At 66.5% G+C, this 21694-nt stretch carries 21 protein-coding genes; 15 read left to right on the plus strand and 6 right to left on the minus strand.

Annotation, left to right across the window (positions count from 1 at the left end; genetic code table 11):
* Positions 1 to 22 precede the first annotated feature (22 nt).
* A complete protein-coding gene (locus tag AC5Y3Z_RS12365) occupies positions 23 to 466 on the plus strand; it encodes an SRPBCC family protein (protein WP_473140328.1) in 444 nt (147 codons plus the stop codon).
* Here the strand turns inward: AC5Y3Z_RS12365 and AC5Y3Z_RS12370 are convergent.
* Entirely contained in the window at positions 463 to 1224 is a 762-nt protein-coding gene (locus AC5Y3Z_RS12370) for an Rv3717 family N-acetylmuramoyl-L-alanine amidase (protein WP_463826414.1), read from the minus strand. The two genes, AC5Y3Z_RS12365 and AC5Y3Z_RS12370, sit on opposite strands and share 4 nt — an antisense overlap.
* Positions 1225 to 1333: 109 nt before the next feature.
* On the opposite strand from AC5Y3Z_RS12370, the gene AC5Y3Z_RS12375 reads away from it, so the two are divergent.
* Positions 1334 to 1717, plus strand: a complete 384-nt coding sequence (locus tag AC5Y3Z_RS12375) for a YbaB/EbfC family nucleoid-associated protein (protein WP_473140327.1) — start codon at positions 1334 to 1336, stop codon at positions 1715 to 1717.
* 9 nt (positions 1718 to 1726) lie between these two features.
* Entirely contained in the window at positions 1727 to 2338 is a 612-nt protein-coding gene (gene recR, locus AC5Y3Z_RS12380; RefSeq protein WP_463826027.1) for a recombination mediator RecR, read from the plus strand.
* On the opposite strand, the gene AC5Y3Z_RS12385 is transcribed toward recR, so the two are convergent.
* Positions 2335 to 3042 (minus strand): type 1 glutamine amidotransferase, encoded by a 708-nt coding sequence (locus AC5Y3Z_RS12385; RefSeq protein ID WP_473140326.1) that lies wholly within the window; start codon positions 3040 to 3042, stop codon positions 2335 to 2337. The genes recR and AC5Y3Z_RS12385 overlap by 4 nt on opposite strands.
* Positions 3035 to 4264, minus strand: coding sequence for a Mur ligase family protein (locus AC5Y3Z_RS12390; RefSeq protein ID WP_473140325.1), 1230 nt, complete (start codon positions 4262 to 4264; stop codon positions 3035 to 3037). Before AC5Y3Z_RS12390 ends, AC5Y3Z_RS12385 begins: the two co-directional genes overlap by 8 nt.
* 185 nt (positions 4265 to 4449) lie before the next feature.
* Between AC5Y3Z_RS12390 and AC5Y3Z_RS12395 the strand changes: the two genes are divergently transcribed.
* Complete coding sequence (locus tag AC5Y3Z_RS12395; RefSeq protein ID WP_473140324.1) at positions 4450 to 5442, plus strand: DEDDh family exonuclease; 993 nt, start codon at positions 4450 to 4452, stop codon at positions 5440 to 5442.
* Positions 5443 to 5643: 201 nt separating this feature from the next.
* Here AC5Y3Z_RS12395 and leuA read toward each other — a convergent pair whose 3' ends face one another.
* Together leuA and AC5Y3Z_RS12405 are read right to left on the minus strand one after the other, a co-directional pair.
* Positions 5644 to 7446 (minus strand): 2-isopropylmalate synthase, encoded by a 1803-nt coding sequence (leuA, locus tag AC5Y3Z_RS12400; RefSeq protein WP_473140323.1) that lies wholly within the window; start codon positions 7444 to 7446, stop codon positions 5644 to 5646.
* Positions 7447 to 7615: 169 nt separating this feature from the next.
* Complete coding sequence (locus AC5Y3Z_RS12405; RefSeq protein ID WP_463826022.1) at positions 7616 to 8035, minus strand: TIGR02611 family protein; 420 nt, start codon at positions 8033 to 8035, stop codon at positions 7616 to 7618.
* A gap of 103 nt (positions 8036 to 8138) precedes the next feature.
* Between AC5Y3Z_RS12405 and AC5Y3Z_RS12410 the strand changes: the two genes are divergently transcribed.
* The 11 genes from AC5Y3Z_RS12410 to AC5Y3Z_RS12460 all read left to right on the plus strand — a co-directional run bounded on the left by AC5Y3Z_RS12410 (position 8139) and on the right by AC5Y3Z_RS12460 (position 21029).
* Positions 8139 to 9404, plus strand: a complete 1266-nt coding sequence (locus tag AC5Y3Z_RS12410; protein ID WP_463826021.1) for an aspartate kinase — start codon at positions 8139 to 8141, stop codon at positions 9402 to 9404.
* Positions 9405 to 10442 (plus strand): aspartate-semialdehyde dehydrogenase, encoded by a 1038-nt coding sequence (locus AC5Y3Z_RS12415; RefSeq protein ID WP_473140322.1) that lies wholly within the window; start codon positions 9405 to 9407, stop codon positions 10440 to 10442.
* Between the two features lie 57 nt (positions 10443 to 10499).
* Positions 10500 to 10856 (plus strand): hypothetical protein, encoded by a 357-nt coding sequence (locus tag AC5Y3Z_RS12420; protein ID WP_473140321.1) that lies wholly within the window; start codon positions 10500 to 10502, stop codon positions 10854 to 10856.
* A gap of 114 nt (positions 10857 to 10970) precedes the next feature.
* Positions 10971 to 11351, plus strand: a complete 381-nt coding sequence (locus AC5Y3Z_RS12425) for a hypothetical protein (protein ID WP_473140320.1) — start codon at positions 10971 to 10973, stop codon at positions 11349 to 11351.
* Between the two features lie 69 nt (positions 11352 to 11420).
* The gene (locus AC5Y3Z_RS12430; protein WP_463826017.1) at positions 11421 to 12869 is read left to right on the plus strand and encodes a catalase; all 1449 of its coding nucleotides are present in this window, start codon (positions 11421 to 11423) and stop codon (positions 12867 to 12869) included.
* A 182-nt stretch (positions 12870 to 13051) separates the two neighbouring features.
* Positions 13052 to 14332 carry an ergothioneine biosynthesis glutamate--cysteine ligase EgtA gene (egtA, locus tag AC5Y3Z_RS12435; protein ID WP_473140319.1) on the plus strand — a complete coding sequence of 427 codons (1281 nt, stop codon included), beginning with the start codon at positions 13052 to 13054 and terminating at the stop codon, positions 14330 to 14332.
* Positions 14329 to 15606, plus strand: a complete 1278-nt coding sequence (egtB, locus tag AC5Y3Z_RS12440) for an ergothioneine biosynthesis protein EgtB (RefSeq protein ID WP_473140318.1) — start codon at positions 14329 to 14331, stop codon at positions 15604 to 15606. The genes egtA and egtB overlap by 4 nt, the downstream gene beginning before the upstream one ends.
* A complete protein-coding gene (egtC, locus tag AC5Y3Z_RS12445; RefSeq protein WP_463826014.1) occupies positions 15606 to 16304 on the plus strand; it encodes an ergothioneine biosynthesis protein EgtC in 699 nt (232 codons plus the stop codon). Before egtB ends, egtC begins: the two co-directional genes overlap by 1 nt.
* A complete protein-coding gene (gene egtD, locus AC5Y3Z_RS12450) occupies positions 16304 to 17269 on the plus strand; it encodes an L-histidine N(alpha)-methyltransferase (RefSeq protein WP_473140317.1) in 966 nt (321 codons plus the stop codon). Before egtC ends, egtD begins: the two co-directional genes overlap by 1 nt.
* Positions 17266 to 18375: an ergothioneine biosynthesis PLP-dependent enzyme EgtE gene (egtE, locus tag AC5Y3Z_RS12455; protein ID WP_473140316.1), complete on the plus strand. Its 1110-nt coding sequence runs from the start codon at positions 17266 to 17268 to the stop codon at positions 18373 to 18375. Before egtD ends, egtE begins: the two co-directional genes overlap by 4 nt.
* A gap of 182 nt (positions 18376 to 18557) precedes the next feature.
* On the plus strand, positions 18558 to 21029 hold the full coding sequence (locus tag AC5Y3Z_RS12460; RefSeq protein ID WP_473140315.1) for a PPE domain-containing protein: 2472 nt from the start codon (positions 18558 to 18560) through the stop codon (positions 21027 to 21029).
* On the opposite strand, the gene AC5Y3Z_RS12465 is transcribed toward AC5Y3Z_RS12460, so the two are convergent.
* Positions 21026 to 21694 carry a class I SAM-dependent methyltransferase gene (locus AC5Y3Z_RS12465; protein ID WP_463826011.1) on the minus strand — a complete coding sequence of 223 codons (669 nt, stop codon included), beginning with the start codon at positions 21692 to 21694 and terminating at the stop codon, positions 21026 to 21028. The genes AC5Y3Z_RS12460 and AC5Y3Z_RS12465 overlap by 4 nt on opposite strands.

Genomic DNA, 21694 nt, shown 5'->3' on the forward strand with positions numbered 1-21694 from the left:
CGACACGAAGGAGTTGCACCCGATGGGACAGGTAAGGGCAGCCAGCACGATCTTGATCAACGCTGAGCCTGACGCCGTGCTCAGTGCGGTCGCCGATTACGAGAAGGTCCGCCCCACGATCCTGCCCTCGCAATACAGCGAGTACCAGGTGCTGCAGGGCGGCCAGGGCCGCGGCACCGTCGCCAAGTGGCGGCTGCAGGCAACCGAGTCGCGGGTGCGCAACGTCCAGGTCGACGTGGACGTCGCCGGTCACACCGTCATCGAGAAAGACGCCAACTCATCGATGGTCACCAACTGGACGGTCGCACCGGCCGGACCCGGGGCCAGCGTCACCGTCACGACCACCTGGACCGGCGCCGGCGGGATCAAGGGTTTCTTCGAGAAGACATTCGCGCCGCTGGGGCTGAAGAAGATTCAGGCTGAGACGCTGCAGAACCTGAAAGGCGCCATAGAAGGGCGTGACTAGCGGGCCTGGCCCTGGGTGGCCAGAAACCCTGCGACGCCGCGGACCAGCGCGTCGGCGTACTTCTGGCGCCCCTCCGCTGACTCCATCAACGCCGAATCCGCCGGGTTCTTCATGTTTCCCAGTTCGACCAGGATCGACGGATACTGCGCCAGGTTCAATCCGGTCAGGTCCGAACGTCCGTACAGGCCACTTTGGCCGATGTAGGTGGCAGGCGTCAGTCCCGACGCTTGGAGTTGGTCCCGCATCACCCGGGCGAACTGCACCGATGGTCCGGATTGGGCCGCGTTGAGCGGCGGCGACGAATAGTTGACGTGGAATCCGCGCCCGGAGGCGGGTCCGCCGTCCGCGTGCAGGCTGACGACGGCGTTGGGGTGCAGTGCGTTAGCCATGTTGGCGCGTTCGTCGACGCAGGGACCTAACGCGTTGTCATTGCCGCGGGACATGGCGGTCCGCACGCCCAGCGCGTTCAAAGCGGCCCGCAACCGCAGGGCGGTGTCCCACGTAAAGGTGTGTTCGGCATATCCGCTGTTGGTCGACGTGCCACTGGCCTGGCAGTCTTTCGTGCCGCCGCGACCGGTGGGTACCTGACGGCTGATCGACGCGTCATTGGCGCCATTGTGGCCGGGATCGATGAACACGACCATGCCGGCCAGGCTGCCCGGGGCTGCGCCGGCGGCGGGCAGCAACGGCTCGGCGAACGGTGCCACCGCGGCTACCAGCATCCCCAACAACAGGGCCACCCCGACACGAAGGCACATCCGTACGTCCACTGCGCCAAGGTAACGCGGTGCGGACTACGCTGAAGTTTTCGAATCGCCGACACCCGCAGGCGAAACCAACTCGAGACCAAGATGCGAGGGGACTGTCATGCAACCCGGAGGCGATATGTCGCAGCTGCTGGCTCAGGCGCAGCAGATGCAGCAGAAACTGCTCGAGGCTCAGCAACAGCTGGCTAATTCCGAGGTGCATGGTCAAGCCGGTGGCGGGCTGGTCGAGGTCGTCGTCAAAGGCAGCGGTGAGGTCGTCGGCGTCAAGATCGACCCGAAGGTCGTCGACCCCAACGACATCGAGACCCTGCAGGACCTGATCGTCGGGGCGATGGGTGACGCATCCAAGCAAGTCACTCGGATGGCTCAGGAGCGGCTCGGTGCGCTGGCAGGTGGGATGCGTCCGCCCGCACCGCCCGCACCGTCCGCGCCTCCTGCGCCGCCGGGTACGCCGCCCGGTGCGCCGGGTGTGCCGGGCCTGTAGACCGGCCGCATGTTCGAAGGGCCCGTCCAGGATCTGATCGACGAACTCGGCAAGCTGCCGGGCATCGGACCCAAGAGCGCGCAACGCATCGCTTTCCACCTGCTGTCGGTCGAGCCACCGGAGATCGATCGGTTGACCGCCGTGCTGGGCAAGGTTCGGGACGGAGTTCAGTTCTGCGCGGTATGCGGCAACGTGTCCGACGACGAACGGTGCCGGATCTGTGCCGATCCGCGCCGGGACGGTTCGCTGGTGTGCGTCGTGGAGGAGCCCAAGGACATTCAGGCCGTGGAGCGCACCCGGGAGTTTCGCGGCCGCTACCACGTGCTGGGCGGGGCGCTGGACCCGCTGTCCGGCATCGGCCCTGAACAGCTGCGGATCCGGGAGTTACTGACCCGGATCGGCGAGCGGGTGGACGGCGTCGACATCGCCGAGGTGATCATCGCCACCGATCCCAACACCGAGGGCGAGGCCACCGCCACCTACCTGGTGCGGATGCTGCGCGACATCCCTGGCCTCACAGTGACGCGGATCGCCTCAGGCTTGCCGATGGGCGGCGATCTGGAATTCGCCGACGAGCTGACCTTGGGGCGCGCACTCATCGGCCGCCGCGCGATGGTCTAACGCGCCGATAGCCGCTCGCGGCGCAGCAGGTCCACCTCCGGAAGCTGTAGCGGCGACAGCTCGCCTACTACTTTGCTCAGCAGCAGATCGGCGAGTTCGGGATTGCGGGCCAGGCACGGGCCGTGCATGTAGGTCGCGATGACGTTGCCCTGCACCACCCCGTCGAATCCGTCGCCCGCCCGGTTGCCGGCACCCTTGACCACCGCACTCAACGGCCTGGCCAGGGAACCAAGATCTGTTCCGCCCCGGTGGTTCTCAAAGCCGGTGAGGCGTTCGGTCAGACCGGGCAGCAGAGGTTTGGCCACCAGTTCGCCGATGGTCCGCACCTGCTGCGGCGATGTCGTCGCATCCAGCATTCCGACACCGTCGACCCGTTCGCCCGACGACGTCTCATACCAGTGCCCCAGCACCTGCACGGCCGCGCAGATCGCCAGTACAGGGGCGCCGCGGTCGGCCGCCCGCTGCAGGCCGGGGTGGCGGATCAGGTGGCGGGTGGCCAGGCGTTGCGCATAGTCTTCCGCGCCGCCGAGGGTGTAGAGGTCCAATGAATCCGGGACCGGGTCGGCCAGGGTGATCTCGACAATCTCGGCCGGGATATCGCGCAGCAGTAGCCGTTGCCGCAACACCACGGCGTTGCCGCCGTCGCCGTAGGTGCCCATCACGTCGGGCAACACCAGCCCGATCCGCACGCGGGATTCAGCCATTGCGGGCCAGCCTCCGGTTGAGCTGCAGGAAGGCGGTGTAGTTGGCGACTACCTCCACCCGGCCGGGTGGACACGACGCGATGGCTGCCACCGTGTCGTGCACCAGGGTGTGCTTGACGCCCGCGTACCCCAGCCGCACCGCGAGGTCGGTGCCCCGCTCGCCTGCCGCGACAACGGCGGTGTTCTCGAAGTGCTCGAACCGGACGTCCCACAGCCAGGACAGATCCTCCCCGTCCGGCACCTGTCCGTTGACCGCGATCACCACACCGTCGGCGTGCTTGTCGACCATCGACAACGCTTCCTGCCAGCCGGCCGGGTTCTTGGCCAGCAGGATCCGGGCCTCGTGCGCGCCCACCCGCACCGTCCGGTACCGCCCGGCGACCTCGTCGACCCCGGCCACCGCCGCGACCGCGTTGGCGGGGTCGGCGCCCAGCGCGACGGCGGCCGCCACCGCCTGCGCCGCGTTGCCCCTGTTCACCGCGCCGGGCAGGCCCAACTGCATCGGCAACGCCAGCCCGTCGGGCCCGTATAGCGTCTCCTCGTCGAACCACCACTGCGGGCTGGGCCGTTTGAAGTCGGCACCGGTGGAATACCAGTGACCCCGGTCCCGGACGATGACCTCACCGCTGCGCGGGCAACTCACCGAGTCGTTGGCCCACGATCCGCCCGCAGCCACCCAGACCACGTCCGGGCTGTCGTACGCGGCCGACGTCATCAGCACGTCGTCGCAGTTGGCCACGACGACCGCCGTGGGATGGCGGGCCAGCCCGGCGCGCAGGGTGCGTTCGATGACGTTGATCTCGCCGACCCGGTCCAGCTGGTCGCGGGACAGGTTGAGCAGCACGATGGCGGCCGGTTCGACCGCGTCCGACACGTGCGGCACATGCATCTCGTCGACTTCCAGGGCGGCCAACCCGGCCCGACGGTCGGCGGCCAGCGCCGCCACCAGGCCGGCGTCCATGTTGGCGCCTTCGGCGTTGGTGGCCACCGCCCCGAGCGTGCTCAGCGCGGCAGCGGTCATCCGGGTGGTCGTGGACTTGCCGTTGGTGCCGGTCACGATGACGGTGCGCCGACCCACTCCGAGTTGCCGCAGCACCGAGCGGTCCAGCGTCATCGCGACCAGGCCACCGATCATCGCGCCGGCCCCGCGACCGGTGACGCGCGACGCCCACCGCGCACTTGCTCCGGCGGCAAGGGCCAGTCGTGCGCGAGCGGTGATCACCCGGGGAAGTTTAAGGCGATCGCAAGCGCAGCGCTTTTCCGGGCGAAGCGGGTCGCCGTCAGAAACCGAGCCGATCGCGAGCGCGGCGCTTTTCCGGGCGAAGCGGGTCGCCGTCAATCATGTTCAGCGCCGACACGGCGCGCTGCTTTGTCGGCGATGTCGGCCGGGCGTGCCATCCTCGACCCATGAACCGGATGTCCTGGGGCCGGCCCGCCCGAGAGCAGGACGGGGGATGGGCCGTCATCGACGTCGAGACTTCGGGCTTTCGCCCAGGTCAGGCCCGGGTCATCAGTATCGCCGCACTGGGTCTCGATCAGTTCGGGCAGGTCGAGCAGTCAGTGGTCAGCCTGCTCAACCCGGGCGTGGACCCGGGTCCTACGCATGTGCACGGACTGACCCCCGCGATGCTCGAGGACCAGCCGCAATTCGCCGACATCGTCGACGACGTGATCGAGGTGTTGCGCGGCCGCACCCTGGTGGCCCACAACGTCGCGTTCGACTATTCGTTCCTGGCGGCGGAGGCCGAGATGGCCGGGGCCGAACTGCCGATCGACTCAGTCATGTGCACGGTCGAGTTGGCCCGACGCCTGGAACTCGGCGTGCAGAATCTGCGGCTGCAGACGTTGGCCGCGCACTGGGGCGTGACTCAGGAACGCCCGCACGACGCGTTCGACGATGCGATGGTGTTGACCGAAGTGCTCGCCGCTGCCCTGCAGCGGGCGCGGGCCCGCGACATCTGGCTCCCCGTGCGCCCAGTGACCCGGCGCTGCTGGCCGAACGGGCGGGTCACCCATGAGGAGCTGCGACCGCTCAAAGCGCTGGCTGCCCGGATGCCCTGTCCTTATCTGAACCCGGGTCGCTACATCTCGGGCCGGCCACTGGTACAGGGCATGCGGGTGGCGCTGGCGGCCGAGGTCGGCCGCACCCACGAGGAACTGGTCGAGCGGATCCTGCACGCCGGGTTGGCCTACAGCGATGACGTCGACCGCGAGACTTCGCTGGTGGTGTGTAACGACGCCGCACCGGAGCACGGCAAGGGCTATCACGCCAGGCAGTTGGGGGTCCCGGTGGTGCCCGACGCGCTGTTCATGGACAGCGTCGAGTCCGTCGTCGGTGGCCGGAGCATGGAGCACTTCGTCGACGCCACCGCGGACGACGAGCAGTTCGTTCTGTTCTGACGTCGTGCCGAATGTGCCGCAAATCGCGGTTCGACGTTTCGTACCGCAGCCTCCGGGCTATTCAACACATGTAAGAGAGAGACTCGAAACGCTTATCCGGTAAGCGATTTCGACCGGGGACTCACTCTTCAGCTAACAAACCGCAAACCCGGCCCGACCCCCGACCCCCCAGGGCCGGGTTTGCCCTGTGGAACGCAATTCTCAGCGGGAGGCCCGGTTCACCGCTGACATTACCGCCCGTAGCGATGCCGTGGTGATCGACGGGGCGATCCCGACACCCCACACCGTCTTTCCGGCGACCGAAGCCTCGACATACGCCGCGGCCTGCGCGTCGTCACCGGCGCTCATCGCGTGCTCGGAGTAGTCCAGCACCGCCACGTCGAATCCGACGGTCCCCAGCGCGTCGATGAACGCGGCAAGTGGGCCGTTTCCGGCGCCGCTGATCTCGGTCTCCACCCCGTCGATCTTGACCGTGGCCGCAATGGTGGTGGTACCGGTGTCTTCTTCGGACGCGTCCACCCGCTGCTTGACCCTTTCCAGCGGCAGGACCGGGGCGAGGTACTCCTCGGAGAACGCTTCCCACATCTCCTTGGGCGATACTTCACCGCCGTCCCCGTCCGCCATTTTCTGAATGACTTGGGAAAACTCGATCTGCAGCCGGCGTGGCAGGGCCAAGCCGTGGTCGGCCTTCATGATGTAGGCCACGCCGCCCTTGCCGGACTGCGAGTTGACCCGGATCACCGCCTCGTAGGTGCGACCCACGTCCTTGGGGTCGATCGGCAGATACGGCACCTGCCACAACATGTCCTCGACGTCCGAGTTCGCGGCATCGGCATCGACCTTCATCTGGTCCAGCCCCTTGTTGATGGCGTCCTGATGGCTACCCGAGAACGCGGTATAGACCAGGTCGCCACCATAGGGATGGCGTTCGTGGACCGGCAGCTGATTGCAGTACTCCACCGTGCGGCGGATCTCGTCGATGTTGGAGAAGTCGATTTGGGGGTCCACGCCGCGGGAGAACAGATTCAGGCCCAGCGTGACCAGGCACACGTTCCCGGTGCGTTCGCCGTTGCCGAACAGGCATCCCTCGATCCGGTCGGCACCGGCCTGGTAGCCGAGTTCGGCTGCGGCGACGGCGGTTCCGCGGTCATTGTGCGGGTGCAGGCTCAGGATGACGGAGTCGCGACGCGCCAAGTTACGGCTCATCCACTCGATCGAGTCGGCGTAGACGTTGGGTGTGGCCATCTCCACGGTGGCTGGCAGGTTGAAGATGATCGGGTTGTCCGGCGTCGGCTGGATGACAGCACCCACGGCGTCGCACACGTCGCGGGCGTACTCCAGCTCGGTTCCGGTGTAGGACTCCGGCGAATATTCGAAGCGCCACCGGGTTCCCGGGTACTTGGCCGCTTCCTCGACGCACTTGCGCGCGCCGTCGGTCGCGATGGCCTGCACCGCGTCCCGGTCGGCGCGGAACACCACCCGGCGCTGCAGGATCGACGTCGAGTTGTAGAAGTGCACGATCGCCTGCGGCGCGCCGTCGCACGCGAGGAAGGTGCGTTCGATCAATTCGGGACGACACTGGGTCAGCACCTGAATGGTGACGTCGTCCGGGATGGCGCCGTCGTTGATGATCTCGCGGACGAAGTCGAAGTCGGTCTGGCTGGCTGAGGGGAAACCGACCTCGATCTCCTTATAGCCCATCCGGACCAGCAGATCGAACATGCGCCGTTTGCGGGCCGGACTCATCGGGTCGATCAACGCCTGATTTCCGTCGCGCAGGTCGACGGCACACCACAGCGGTGCGTGCTCGATGACGCGGTCGGGCCAGGTGCGGTCGGTCAGCCGGATCGGCTCGACCTCGTCGGCGAACGGGCGGTAGCGGTTGACCGGCATCGATGTGCCGCGTTGCGGGTTCCAGGCGGGCTGACCGGACCGCGGCGGGCCGGCGGGTTTGATGACGGTGCGGGCCGATACGTAGGCATCGGATGAATTGGGATTAGTCACGGTGGGTGCTCCAGGGGGTGTGAATGAGGAACCTCAGACCGGCGCATCGCGAAACACCCGCGACGGGAAGCCGGTCTGGATCAGACCCCGTCGCGGCGTCCGAGAAGGAGCACCCGCTGCACGTGCTGAACTCTACCGCGGTCGGCCCGATCACCAAAACCGCATGGATTCACCTTTGTAGCGGGCTCTTCAGCCAATCCCAGTCCAACCCCACCAGTCCGGCCACCCAGCCGAAACTGCCCAGCAGCCACAATGTCGCAACCGTCACGGCGGCGGTGAGCAATGTCGCGGCGGCCCGTACCGCCGGATGCTGCCGGCCAAGCCACTGCATGACAGCGTCGTAGCGACCACGGACGTACTTCAGCAGCCGCCGGAAAACGTCGAACTCGGTGGCCAGCACGGCCAGCCCCAGGAACACGATCGCCCAGCCCGGTCCCGGATAGGGGATGGCGATGATCCCCACTGTCAGTAGCGCCACGCCTACGACGCCCACCAGGATGCGGTAGCCGAAATCCACCGTGGGCCACTCCCGCAGCCGATCCCGTGCCCGGCCCAATCGGCGCCTGACCGGCTTGTGCTCCTTGCTCACCCCTGCACCGTATCGACTACGCGTCGATGTAAATCGAGATGCGCCGCCGCGTATCCTGTTGTGGACTTAGAGCCGGTTAAGTAATCCCAGACAGGACAATTCAGTGGCGCTCGTCGTGCAGAAGTACGGCGGATCCTCGGTGGCTGACGCCGACCGGATTCGTCGCGTTGCCGAGCGGATCGTGGAGACCAAGAAGCAGGGCAATGACGTCGTCGTAGTGGTGTCCGCGATGGGCGATACCACCGATGACCTGCTCGACCTGGCCCAACAGGTCTGCCCGGTGCCCCCGCCGCGCGAACTCGACATGCTGCTGACCGCGGGTGAGCGCATCTCCAATGCGCTGGTAGCCATGGCGATCGAGTCGTTGGGCGCCCACGCCCGCTCGTTCACCGGTTCGCAGGCCGGTGTCATCACCACCGGCACGCACGGCAACGCCAAAATCATCAACGTCACGCCCGGCCGGTTGCAGGCCGCGCTGGACGAGGGCCGGATCGTCCTGGTGGCCGGCTTCCAGGGTGTCAGCCAGGACACCCGCGACGTCACCACGCTGGGTCGCGGCGGGTCGGACACCACGGCGGTCGCGCTGGCTTCGGCGCTCGGCGCCGACGTCTGCGAGATCTACACCGATGTAGACGGCATTTTCAGCGCCGACCCGCGGATCGTCCCTAATGCCCGCAAGCTCGACACCGTCACCTTCGAGGAGATGCTCGAGATGGCGGCCTGCGGGGCCAAGGTGCTGATGCTGCGGTGCGTCGAATATGCCCGCCGTTACAACCTGCCAGTGCATGTTCGGTCGTCCTACTCGGACCGGCCAGGCACCGTCGTCGTCGGATCGATCAAGGACATCGCCATGGAAGACCCCATCCTGACCGGAGTCGCGCACGACCGCAGCGAGGCCAAGGTAACCATCGTCGGGATCCCCGACATCCCCGGCTATGCGGCCAAAGTGTTCCGAGCCGTCGCCGACGCCGACGTGAACATCGACATGGTGTTGCAGAACGTGTCCAAGGTGGAGGACGGCAAGACCGACATCACCTTCACCTGCGCTCGCGACAGCGGGCCGACCGCGGTGGCCAAGCTGGACTCGCTCAAAGACGAGATCGGCTTCCTGCAACTGCTCTACGACGACCACATCGGCAAAGTGTCGCTGATCGGAGCCGGTATGCGCAGCCACCCCGGCGTGACCGCGACGTTCTGTGAGGCGCTGGCCGCGGTCGGCGTCAACATCGAGCTGATCTCCACCTCTGAGATCAGGATCTCAGTACTGTGCCGCGACACCGAACTGGACAAGGCCGTCGTGGCGTTGCACGAAGCCTTCGGCCTGGGCGGCGAGGAGGAGGCGACGGTGTACGCGGGGACGGGCCGGTAGATGGGCCTGTCGATTGGTGTAGTCGGCGCCACCGGCCAGGTAGGCCAGGTGATGCGCACCCTGCTCGAGGAACGGGATTTCCCGGCCGAATCCGTGCGGTTCTTCGCCTCGGCCCGCTCCCAGGGCCGCAAGCTACCGTTCCGGGGCCAGGAGATCGAGGTCGAGGACGCCGAAACCGCGGACCCGACCGGCCTGGACATCGCGCTGTTCTCCGCCGGGGGAGCCATGTCGAAGGTGCAGGCGCCGCGGTTCGCCGCGGCCGGAGTGACGGTGATCGACAACTCCTCGGCCTGGCGCAAGGACCCCGATGTGCCGCTGGTGGTTTCTGAAGTGAATTTCGAACGGGATGCCGGTAATCGCCCAAAAGGCATCATCGCCAACCCGAACTGCACCACGATGGCCGCGATGCCGGTCCTCAAAGTGCTGCATGACGAGGCGCAGCTGACCCGTTTCGTCGCGTCGTCCTACCAGGCGGTTTCGGGCAGTGGCCTGGCCGGGGTCGAGGAACTTGCCACCCAGGCGCGTGCGGTGATCGACGGCGCCGAGCAGTTGGTGCACGACGGACGTGCGGTCGATTTTCCCCCGCCGAGCAAGTACGTCGCCCCGATCGCGTTCAACGTGGTGCCGCTGGCGGGGTCCCTGGTCGACGACGGCTCCGGGGAGACCGACGAGGACCAGAAGCTGCGTTCGGAGAGCCGCAAGATCCTGGGCATTCCGGACCTGCTGGTCAGCGGCACCTGTGTACGGGTCCCGGTGTTCACCGGGCACTCGCTGTCCATCAACGCCGAGTTCGCCCGGCCACTCTCCCCCGAGCGGGCGCGCGAACTGTTGGACGGCGCGCCGGGGGTCAAACTGGTCGACGTGCCCACCCCGCTGGCCGCCGCCGGTGTTGACGAGTCCCTGGTCGGCCGGATCCGCCACGACCCCGGCGTCCCGGACGGGCGCGGACTGGCGCTGTTCATCTCCGGGGACAATCTGCGCAAGGGCGCCGCGCTGAACACCATTCAGATCGCGGAGCTGCTGGCTGCGCAGTCATAGCTGCTACATAGCTTGCCCATAGCGGTCACTACTGGTTGGCCCGGCATCATCCATTTCATGAGCCAAATTTCTGACATCCCGCCCACTACCACCACCACCGCGGTCGCCCCTGCAGAACGCGTCGAACACCGCACGCCGAAGGTCTTCAAGGCCGCGGCTTGGGTCGCCATCGTCGCCGGCATCGTGTTCATCGTCTCGGTCATCTTCTTCACCGGATTCCGGCTGGGCCTGGCCGCCGGGCACGGCGGCGGCCATCACCGCCACCACAAGCACCACCCGGCGATGTTCCATCGCTCGGGTTACCCCGGGGGCGGGGCCCCGTCAGTTGCCCCCGGCAACGGGCCCGGCGGTCCCGGCCAGGTACCTCCCTCGGTCTCGCCGTCCACCACGGTCGCCCCGACTCCCGGTCGCTGAATCTCGGCATAATCGACGCCCGGCGCTCGTCAGAGCGCCGGGCTTCATCAATTCACGGCAACTTTGTTGCCGCATCCCTTTACGGTGCCGCGGACCTAGGCAATATTCGAAGATGTGAGTGATACCGCCCTGCCGCCGACTTCCACCGCCTCGACCGACACCGCCCCGCCACCCCCGCCGCCGCGCCACTACGAAAAACCGCCGCCCCTCTTCCGGGTTGCCGCGTGGGTGGTGATCGTCGCCGGCATCACGTTCATCGCCTCGACCCTGTTCTTCGCCGGGGCGATGGTGGTCGGCGCCGGCAAGTGCCACCACCATCACCGCCATCACCACGGCATGTTCCAGCCCGGTGGTCCGGGTTGGCAACCCGGACCTCCGCCGCCTGGGATGGGGCCCGGCCTCCCGCCCGGGGGTCCCAATGGTCCGCCAGGTCCGGGTCAGTCCCCGAATACCTCCGGACCCGGCGCGCCGTCCACCAGTGCGCCCGGGCGCTAGCCGTCTTTCTCGAATAACTTTGCAGCCCTTGAGTTTTCCGTTAACAGCCCAGTTACAGGAGATAACGTAATGACGGAGCGTTACACCACCACCGACGGTGGCAGCCCGGCACCCAGCGACAAGGAGTCGTTGTCCATCGGTCCGGACGGCCCACTGCTGCTGCAGGACCACTACCTGATCGAGCAGATGGCGCAATTCAACCGGGAGCGCATCCCGGAGCGTCAGCCCCACGCCAAAGGCGGCGGCGCGTTCGGCCAGTTCGAGGTGACCAACGACGTGAGCCAGTACACCCGGGCCGCGGTATTCCAGCCGGGTGCCAAGACCGAGATGGTGGCCAGGTTCTCGACGGTGGCCGGCGAGCGCGGCAGCCCAGACACCTGGCGCGACCCCCGTGGCTTCGCGCTGAAGTTCTACACCAGCGAAGGCAACTTCGACATGGTCGGCAACAACACCCCGGTTTTCTTCATTCGCGACCCGTTGAAGTTCCAGCACTTCATCCGGTCCCAGAAGCGGCTCCAGGCAAGCAATGTGCGCGACCACAACATGCAGTGGGACTTCTGGACTCTCACGCCGGAGTCGGCGCATCAGGTGACGTGGTTGATGGGGGATCGCGGTATCCCGAAGAACTGGCGGCACATGAACGGATACAGCAGCCACACCTACAGCTGGATCAACGCCAACGACGAGATCTTCTGGGTGAAGTATCACTTCATCACCGACCAGGGCATCGACTTCCTCACGCAGGAGGACGCCGACCGGCTGGCCGGTGAGGACGGCGACTATCACCAGCGCGATCTGTACGACAGCATCGAGGCCGGAAACTTCCCCAGCTGGACGCTCAAGATGCAGATCATGCCGTTCGAGGAGGCCAAGACCTACCGGTTCAATCCCTTCGACCTCACCAAGGTGTGGCCGCACGGCGACTACCCGCTGATCGACGTCGGCAAGATGACGCTGAACCGCAACGTCACCGACTATCACGCCGAAATGGAGCAGGCGGCGTTCGAGCCCAACAACATCGTGCCGGGCACCGGGTTGAGCCCGGACAAGATGTTGCTGGGCCGGGGTTTCTCCTACGCCGACGCGCACCGGGCCCGGTTGGGCGTCAACTACAAGCAGATTCCGGTGAATTCGCCTCACGTTGAAGTCAACAGCTATTCCAAGGATGGGGCGATGCGGATCAAGAATGCGTCCGACCCGGTGTATGCGCCCAATTCGTTCGGTGGGCCGCACGCAGATCCGCGTCGCGCTGCCGAGGTGCGCTGGTTCGCCGACGGCGAGATGGTCCGCTCGGCGTACACGCTGCGGCCGGAGGACGACGACTGGGGCCAGGCCGGCACCCTGGTCCGCGACGTTCTCGACGACGCCCAGCGGGATCGGTTGGCGCATAACATCATCGGGCATGTCTCTGATGGTGTGAAGGAGCCGGTCCTGTCGCGGGTGTTCGAGTACTGGCGAAACGTCGACCCCGACTTGGGCAAGAAGGTGGAGGAGGGCGTGCGGGCGAATCTGGGTTGACGCCGGTATTCCGGGGCCAGCTCGAGGGGCCGCCAGGCCGAGCGGCCGGACGGAAATTGGGTACATGTTTAACCCGTGCACTCCAACCGTGCGGGAATATGTCGGCGCCGTCTGGAAGATGAAGTGATGGTGGTTGTCGTAATCACCGTTGCGAATCAGCTGGGTTCCGGAGGGATGGTGCTATGACCCGGACCGCCGGCACCGCCGCCGCGTTGTCGCTCGATGCCGAGCTGGACAGCTCGGCCGCGGTTGCGCAGCTCATCGCCGATGAATGCCTGGTGGACGGTCCGCTCGGGCGGGTCGGTCTGGAGGTCGAGGCACACTGCTTCGACCCCGCCGATCCGGCCCGTCGTCCGAGCTGGGGGGAGATCTCCGGCGTGCTCGATTGGCTGGGTCCGCTCCCGGGCGGCAGTGCGGTCACCGTGGAACCCGGTGGTGCGGTGGAACTTTCCGGTCCGCCGGCCGACGGCGTGCTGAACGCGATCGACGCGATGCGCCGCGATCAGGCGGTATTGCGGGCAGCTGTCGCCGAGGCGGGGATGGGATTGGTGTTTCTGGGCACCGACCCGTTGCGGTCACCGGCCAGGATCAATCCCGGCGCACGGTACCGGGCCATGGAGCAGTTTTTCGCAGCCAGTGACAGTGGGGCGGCCGGCGCGGCCATGATGACCTCGACGGCGTCGATCCAGGTCAATCTGGACGCCGGCCCGGAGTCAGGCTGGGCGGGTCGGGTGCGGCTGGCCCATGCCCTGGGGCCGACCATGATCGCGATCGCCGCCAACTCCCCGATGCTCAATGGCGAGTTCTCGGGCTGGCAGTCCACCCGGCAGCGGGTCTGGGGCCAGATGGACTCCGCGCGGTGCGGGCCGGTGCTCGGGGTCAGCGGCGACGATCCCGGCACCGACTGGGCACGGTACGCGCTGAAGGCGCCGGTGATGCTGGTCCGAAGTCCGGGATCCCAGCAGGCATCCCCGGTTACGCACTATGTGCCGTTCACCGACTGGGTGGACGGGCGGGTTCTGCTTGACGCGCGCCGCCCCAACCTCGCCGACCTGCAGTATCACCTGACCACGCTGTTTCCGCCGGTGCGGCCGCGGCGATGGCTGGAGATCCGTTACCTCGACAGCCTCCCCGCGAACATCTGGCCGGCGCTGGTGTTCACCCTGGTCACTCTCCTCGATGATCCTGTGGCGGCACAGCTCGCAGCTGAGGCTGTCGAGCCGGTGGCCACCGCGTGGGACACCGCGGCCCGGGTCGGGCTGCTTGACCGGCGCCTGTACACCGCGGCCAACCGCTGTGTCGCGATCGCCGCCGAGCGCGCGCCCGCCGCGCTCGCTCCGGCGGTGCAGCGGCTGCTACTCGACGTTGAACTCGGGCGATGTCCCGCCGACGACTTCGCCGACCGGGTGATCGAACACGGCATCGCCGTCACGGTCACCCGGTTGGCGCAGGGTGACTCGTGATCGCACGCGACCGGCTCGCCGAGGATCTGGAGCGGGCACGGACACGCACCCTGCGGCTGGTGGACTTCGATGACGACGAACTGCTGCGCCAGTACGACCCGCTGATGAGTCCGCTGGTGTGGGACCTGGCCCACATCGGCCAGCAGGAAGAACTGTGGCTCTTGCGCGGCGGCGACGTGCGGTGTCCAGGCACCCTGCCCCCGGAGATCGAGGGGCTGTACGACGCTTTCGTGCACTCCCGCGCCAGCCGGGTCGATTTGCCGTTGCTGTCCCCGGCCGAGGCCCGGTCCTACTGCCGCACCGTGCGGGCGGCCGCGTTGGACGCGCTGGATGCGCTCCCCGAGGACGCCGGCGACTTCCAGTTCGGCCTGGTCATCAGCCATGAGAGCCAGCACGGCGAAACCATGCTGCAGGCCCTCAACCTGCGCACCGGTGCGCCGCTGCTGGCCAACGCCACCGTGCTGCCGACGGGCCGGGCCGGCTTGCCGGGAACGTCGGTGCTGGTGCCTGCCGGGCCGTTCGTGCTGGGTGTGGACGCCGCGACGGAGCCGCACTCGCTGGACAACGAACGTCCCGCGCACGTCGTGGAGGTGCCGACCTTCCGGATCGGCCGGGTGCCGGTCACCAACGGCGAATGGCGGCACTTCGTCGACGACGGCGGGTACGCGGATCCGCGCTGGTGGTCGCGCCGCGGTTGGCAACACCGGCAGCAGGCGGGTCTGCAGGCGCCGCAGTTCTGGAGTCCGGACGGCCGGACGCGAACCAGGTTCGGCTATGTCGAGCACATTCCCGCGGACGAACCGGTCCAGCACGTCAGCTACTTCGAGGCCCAGGCCTACGCGGCGTGGGCCGGTGCCCGGCTGCCCACCGAAATCGAATGGGAGAAGGCCTGCGCCTGGGATCCCGCGACCGGCTCGCGCCGCCGCTACCCCTGGGGAGATGACGAGCCCTGCGCCCGACGCGCCAACCTCGGCGGGGAGTCCCTGCGTCCGGCACCCGTCGGCGCCTACCCGTCCGGCGCGTCGGCATACGGCGTCGAGCAGATGCTCGGGGATGTCTGGGAGTGGACAAGTTCGCCGCTGCGCCCGTGGCCCGGTTTCGTGCCGATGATTTATGAGCGTTACTCCCAACCGTTCTTCGACGGGGACTACCGGGTGCTGCGCGGCGGGTCCTGGGCGGTGGCGCCGTCCATCCTGCGGCCGAGCTTTCGCAACTGGGATCACCCCTACCGTCGGCAGATCTTTTCCGGTGTGCGCCTTGCGTGGTCGGTCTGATGTGCCGTCATCTGGGGTGGTTCGGAACGTCCGTCAGCGTCGCTTCGCTGGTGCTCGATCCGCCGCAGGCTCTGCGGGTGCAGTCCTATGCGCCGCGCCGCCAGCAGCACGGGTTGATGAACGCGGACGGCTGGGGCGTGGGCTTTTTCGACGGTGACACGCCGCGACGCTGGCGCAGCGCGGCCCCGTTGTGGGCAGACCCGTCGTTCGCGTCGGTGGCGCCGGCGTTGCACAGCCATTGCGTGGTGGCGGCGGTGCGTTCGGCGACCATCGGTATGCCCATCGAGCCGAGTGCGACAGCGCCGTTCACCGACGGCCAGTGGTTGCTCTCGCATAACGGCGTGGTCGACCGGACGGTGCTGCCTGCGACTGGTGCGGCCGAATCCGTGTGCGACAGTGCGGTTCTCGCCGCATATGTGTTCGCCCAGGGGGTAGACACTCTGGCTCAGACCATCGTCGAGATCGGTACCGCCGATCCGCTGGCCAGACTGAACATCCTGGCCGCCAACGGTTCGCGTCTCATCGCCACTGCGTGGGGTGACACGCTGTCCATCCTGCGTCGCGGCGACGGCGTCGTGCTGGCCAGCGAACCCTACGATGACGACCCGGATTGGGAAGACGTGCCCGACCGCCATCTGGTGGAGGTCGACCACGGCGGTGTGACCGTCGTAGCGCTCAACCGCCCGAAAGGAATCTGATGACGCTCACGTTATCGAACCATCTCGCAGCCGACGCGGCCCTGCGCGCGTTGCGCCGTGACGTGTTGGCCGGTCTGCAGCAGACACCGAAATCGTTGCCGCCCAAGTGGTTCTACGATGCGGTCGGCAGCGAGTTGTTCGACCAGATCACCCGGTTGCCGGAGTACTACCCGACCCGGGCCGAGGCCGCGATCCTGCGCGCCCGCGCTGCCGAAATCGCCGCGGCCAGCCAGGCCGACACATTGGTCGAACTGGGCAGCGGAACCTCGGAGAAGACCCGACTCCTGCTCGACGCGTTGCGCGCAGGTGGGGCGCTGCGCAGCTTCGTACCGTTCGACGTCGACGCCAGCGTGCTGTCCGGGGCTGCCGCCGCCATTCAGCGTGAATACGCGGGCATCGAGATCAACGCCGTGTGCGGGGATTTCGAAGAGCACCTGACCGAGATCCCCTCCGGTGGCCGGCGGTTGTTCGTGTTCTTGGGCTCCACGATCGGCAATTTGACGCCGGGCCCGCGCTCGGACTTCCTGACGGCGCTTTCCGGGGTGATGCGTCCCGGTGACAGCCTGCTGTTGGGTACCGATCTGGTGAAGGACACCGCCCGGTTGATCAGAGCCTACGACGACGCCGCGGGTGTCACCGCTCAGTTCAACCGCAACGTGCTGGCGGTGATCAACCGCCAGCTCGCCGGGGATTTCGACGTCGACGCCTTTGAGCACGTCGCGCGGTGGAACGCCGAGGAGGAACGCATCGAGATGTGGCTGCGCTCGACCCGACCCCAGCGGGTCCGCGTTGGTGCGCTCGACCTGACCGTCGACTTCGACGCGGGCGAAGAGATGCTGACGGAGGTGTCGTGCAAGTTCCGCCCGGATGCGGTCGAAGCCGAATTGGCCGCCGCCGGCCTGCGCCGCCTGCGGTGGTGGACCGACGACGCGGGTGACTTCGGTTTGTCGCTGGCCGTTAAATGACGTCGCTGCAGCAGCTTTGGCGAGATTCCCGGCCGCCGGCGGCCGGGTTGCACCTGGACAGTGCTGCCTGTTCGCGGCAGAGTTTCGCCGCGCTGGACGCTGCGGCGCGGCACGCCGTGCACGAGGCGGAGGTCGGCGGATACGTCGCTGCTGAGGCCGCGACGTCGGTCCTGGACGCCGGGCGTGTCGGCGTCGCAACCTTGTGCGGGGCACTCGATGCGGAGGTGGTGTTCACCACCGGGTCGTTGCACGCGCTGGATCTGCTGCTGAGCAGTTGGCCGGCCGACCGCAGGGTGCTGGCCTGCCTGCCCGGTGAGTACGGTCCGAACCTGACCGTGATGGCTGCGCACGGGTTCGAGGTGCGTCAGCTGCCGACGCTGGACGACGGCCGGCTGGCGATCGACGACGCGGCTTTCGACCTGGAGGAGAACCCCCCGGACCTGGTGCATCTCACCCCGGTGGCCAGCCACCGCGGCACGGTGCAACCGCTGGCGATGGTGGCCGAGTTGTGCCGGGAGCTGAGTTTGCCGCTGGTGGTGGATGCCGCTCAGGCACTGGGTCAGATCGACTGCGCGGTGGGTGCCGACGTCACCTATGCGTCGTCGCGCAAATGGCTCGCCGGGCCGCGGGGCGTTGGCGTGCTTGCGGTGCGACCCGATCTGATGCAGCGGTTGACGCCGCGGGTGCCGGGCGCGGAGCTCGGCTTTGGTGAGGCGAATGTCGCGGCGCGCGTGGGTTTCTCGGTGGCGGTAGGGGAGTACCTGGCCTGTGGGCCGGAGTCGGTGCGTGCCGGGTTGGCGGACCTCGGCGCGGCGGCGCGGTCGCTGTTGGCCGATGTCGACGGTTGGCTGGTGATCGAGGAGGTGAACGAATCCAGCGCGATCACCACGCTGCTGCCGGTCGACGGCGCTGACGTCGAAGCGGTGCGGGCCTGGTTGCTGGCCGAGCGAGGCATCCTGACCACCTATGCTGGGCTGCCGCGTGCCCCATTGGAGTTGACCGCGCCCGTACTGCGCATTTCGCCGCACCTGGACACCACGGCCGAAGATCTGGAGATGTTCGCCGAATCGCTGATCGAAGCGACTGCGGCGACCACCGCCGACTAGACATACCGCGAAGTTTGGCCGGAGCATTTGATCCATCCAAAAGGTCCCGGGAAATGCCGTCGAGGTACTAGTCACGTTGCACGCGTGTGGAGTAACTTGACGCTCGGTACGCGTTTGGGTGCAGGGTGGGCACCTATGCCCTTTCGCTGCAGGTCGCTGACGACTCCGGTGAAAGGTCCCTGATGAGTTTCTTTGTGCTGCCACCCGAACTCAACTCGTTGCGGCTCTTCACCGGCGCCGGACCAGGCCCGCTGCTGGAGGCCGCTGCGGCCTGGGACGGTCTGTCCGCGGAATTGAGTTCAGCCGCTGAGACTTTCGCGTCAGTGACCTCGGGTCTGGCCGGCCAGGCGTGGCAGGGGCCGGCGGCGGCAGCGATGGCGTCAGCGGCACTGCCGTACGCGGGGTGGCTGAGTTCGGCGGCCACGCATGCTTCCGTCGCCGCGGCGCAGGCCCAAGCGGCGGTGAGTGCTTTCGAATCGGCGGTGGCGGCTGCCGTGCATCCCCTTGCCGTGGCCGCCAATCGAACCGACTTCGTGCGCCTGGTGGTGTCGAACATCTTCGGGTTCAACGCGCCGGCGATCGCGGCCGCCGAAGCGGTCTACGAGGAGATGTGGGCCGCCGATGTCGCCGCGATGGTTGGCTATTACAGCGGCGCGTCGGCCGCGGTCTCCGCGCTCGTACCGTTCGCGCAGCCACTGCAAGCGCTGGCCGGTATGGCCGGGAGCACGCCGTTGGCCGCAGCGGCCACTCGGACGATCGACATCACCATCGGCCTGGCCAACGTCGGTGCCTCGAATATCGGTCTGGGCAACGTTGGTATCGGCAACTTCGGCAATGGCAACTCCGGCAACGGCAACATCGGCTCAGCCAACTTGGGTAATTCCAACATCGGCTGGGGCAACCTGGGTATCTCGAACCTCGGATTCGGTAATTTCGGTGGCGGCAATCAGGGTTTCGCTAATTCCGGTAACTTCAACGTCGGGTTCGGAAACACTGGTAACAACAACTTCGGCATCGGGCTCACCGGGGACAACCAAGTCGGCATCCAGCTGAATTCTGGTACCAACAACATCGGTCTGTTCAACTCCGGCAGCGGGAACATCGGTTTCTTCAACTCGGGAACCGGCAACTTCGGGCTTTTCAACTCCGGTAGCTACAACACGGGCTTTGGCAACTCGGGTATTGCCAACACTGGATTCTTCAACCCCGGCTCCTTCAATACCGGTAACTTCAACGCGGGTTCAACCAACTCCGGGAGCTACAACGTCGGTAGCTTCAACACCGGTGACGTCAACCCGGGCTCGACGAACACCGGAAGCTTCAACATCGGCAACACCAACACCGGATTCTTCAATTCGGGCAACCTCAACACCGGTGCCTTCAACTTCGGTAACCAGAACAACGGCTTCTTCTTCACCGGTGACCACCAGGGCGGGGCCTACGTCAGAATCGGCACCCCTGACATCACGCTGCCGCCCATCCACGTCCCCCCGATCCCGGTGGGGGCGTTCTCGCTGCCAGAGATCACTATTCGTCCGATCGACTTCCCAGGATTAGTGCTGCCGCCGATCGGCCTTGGTGCGTTCGATCTGCCGGCGATTGCGGTGCCGCCGATCGCAATACAAGCGGGATCGCTGCCCCAGTTCAGTATCGGCGGGTTCGATCTGCCGGAGATCACCACACCAGCTATATCGGTACCTAAGGTAACGCTGCCCGAGATCGTTATCCCGAACTTCGAGACACCGCTGGTTACGGTAAACGAATGGAATTTGCCGACGGTGACCGTGCCTTCCATCGCCATCCCCACGCTGAACATTCCGCTATTCAATATCGCTATCAGTGGTGGTGGGCAAACGGTGATCCGGCTTATCGATACCGGCATCATTTTGCCGGCGCTCGGTGTCAATCTGGAATCGTTTAATATTCCGATCACGATCACGAATATCGCCGGCGGATCTATCGGAGCGTTCTTCTTCCCCAGTGTGGGGATCGGCGATATGACGCTGCCCACCCTCACCATCAGCGGACCTGGCGGCAACCCGTACAGCATCCCGCCGATCACCCTGAACGGATTCACGATCGATCCCATCACTATTCCCCCGATTCACCTCGAGCCGTTCGAGTTACCGGCAATCAGCTGGCCAGATTTCAGCTTGCCCACGATCAACATTCCGCCGATCGAACTCGACGCATTCAACCTTCCGCAGATCACCATTCCACCGTTCAGCACCCCGGAATTGGTCATCCCACCGATCGGGCTGGGCGACTTCAGCCTGCCGGCCATCGACATCCCCAGCATCACCCTGGATGCGACCACCATCGCGGAAATCCAGATCCCGCCGGCCCCCGGCTTCTTCAACGCCGTCGACTACCCGTCGTCGGGATTCTTCAACAGCGGCGTCGGTGGCAGTTCGGGCTTCTACAACCGGGGAACCGGGTTGTCGGGCTTCGTCAACCAGAACCCGCTGGGAATTCTGTCGACCTCGGGCTGGAATGTCTTCGGCGAAGGGTCGTCAGGGATTTCGAACTGGGGCAGCGCGATCTCCGGATTCGGCAATATCGGCACGCTTGGGGTGGCCGCCAACAACGTGCTTTCCGGCATCGAGAACATCGGGCATCACCTGGCCGGTATCTTCCTGCAAGGCACCACCTAAGCCTTACGCGCGGACAGTAAGAACGCGGGCATCATCACGCGGCCCTTGTCGTCGCGCGGATGCGGCCACGGTGGCGCGTCCGGGAGGTCGGGCATCCGGGCGTGCACAGCGGCCGGGCGCACCTCGTCGATTTCGAAGTACTTGCCGACGGCGGCGCGCAACTCGTCCTCGTCCACTTCGTTCGGCTTGACCGGAAGATCCTCGGGGAACGCGCCTTTGGCGAACACCAGCACGTAATAGTTCGCGCCGGGAGCCGCCGCGCGATGTACCGCTTGCAGATACGCGTCGCGATCCTCGACCGGCAACGAATGGAACAGCGTGCTGTCGATCACCGTGCCGAACCGTTCGTCGTATCCGGAGAACTTGGTGATGTCGTCGACGGCGAACGTGACATTACCCAGTCCGCGCTCTTCCGCCGCCTTGATGGCCGCAGCAATGGCGGTCGGCGAATTATCGACGCCGACAACGGTGTATCCAGCAGCTGCCAGTGTCAACGACAATTCGGCGACCCCGCATCCGGCGTCCAGGACCACGCCGTGCACCTTTCCCGCAGAGATCAGTGCGGCAAGCTCTGGTTGCGGTTCGCCGATATTCCACGGTGGCGGCGCCTGGAAGACTTCCTCTTTGTACGCCGCGTCCCAGTCCATCGGCTCCGGTGTCGTCAT

This window comes from Mycobacterium sp. NGS61, assembly GCF_059812325.1.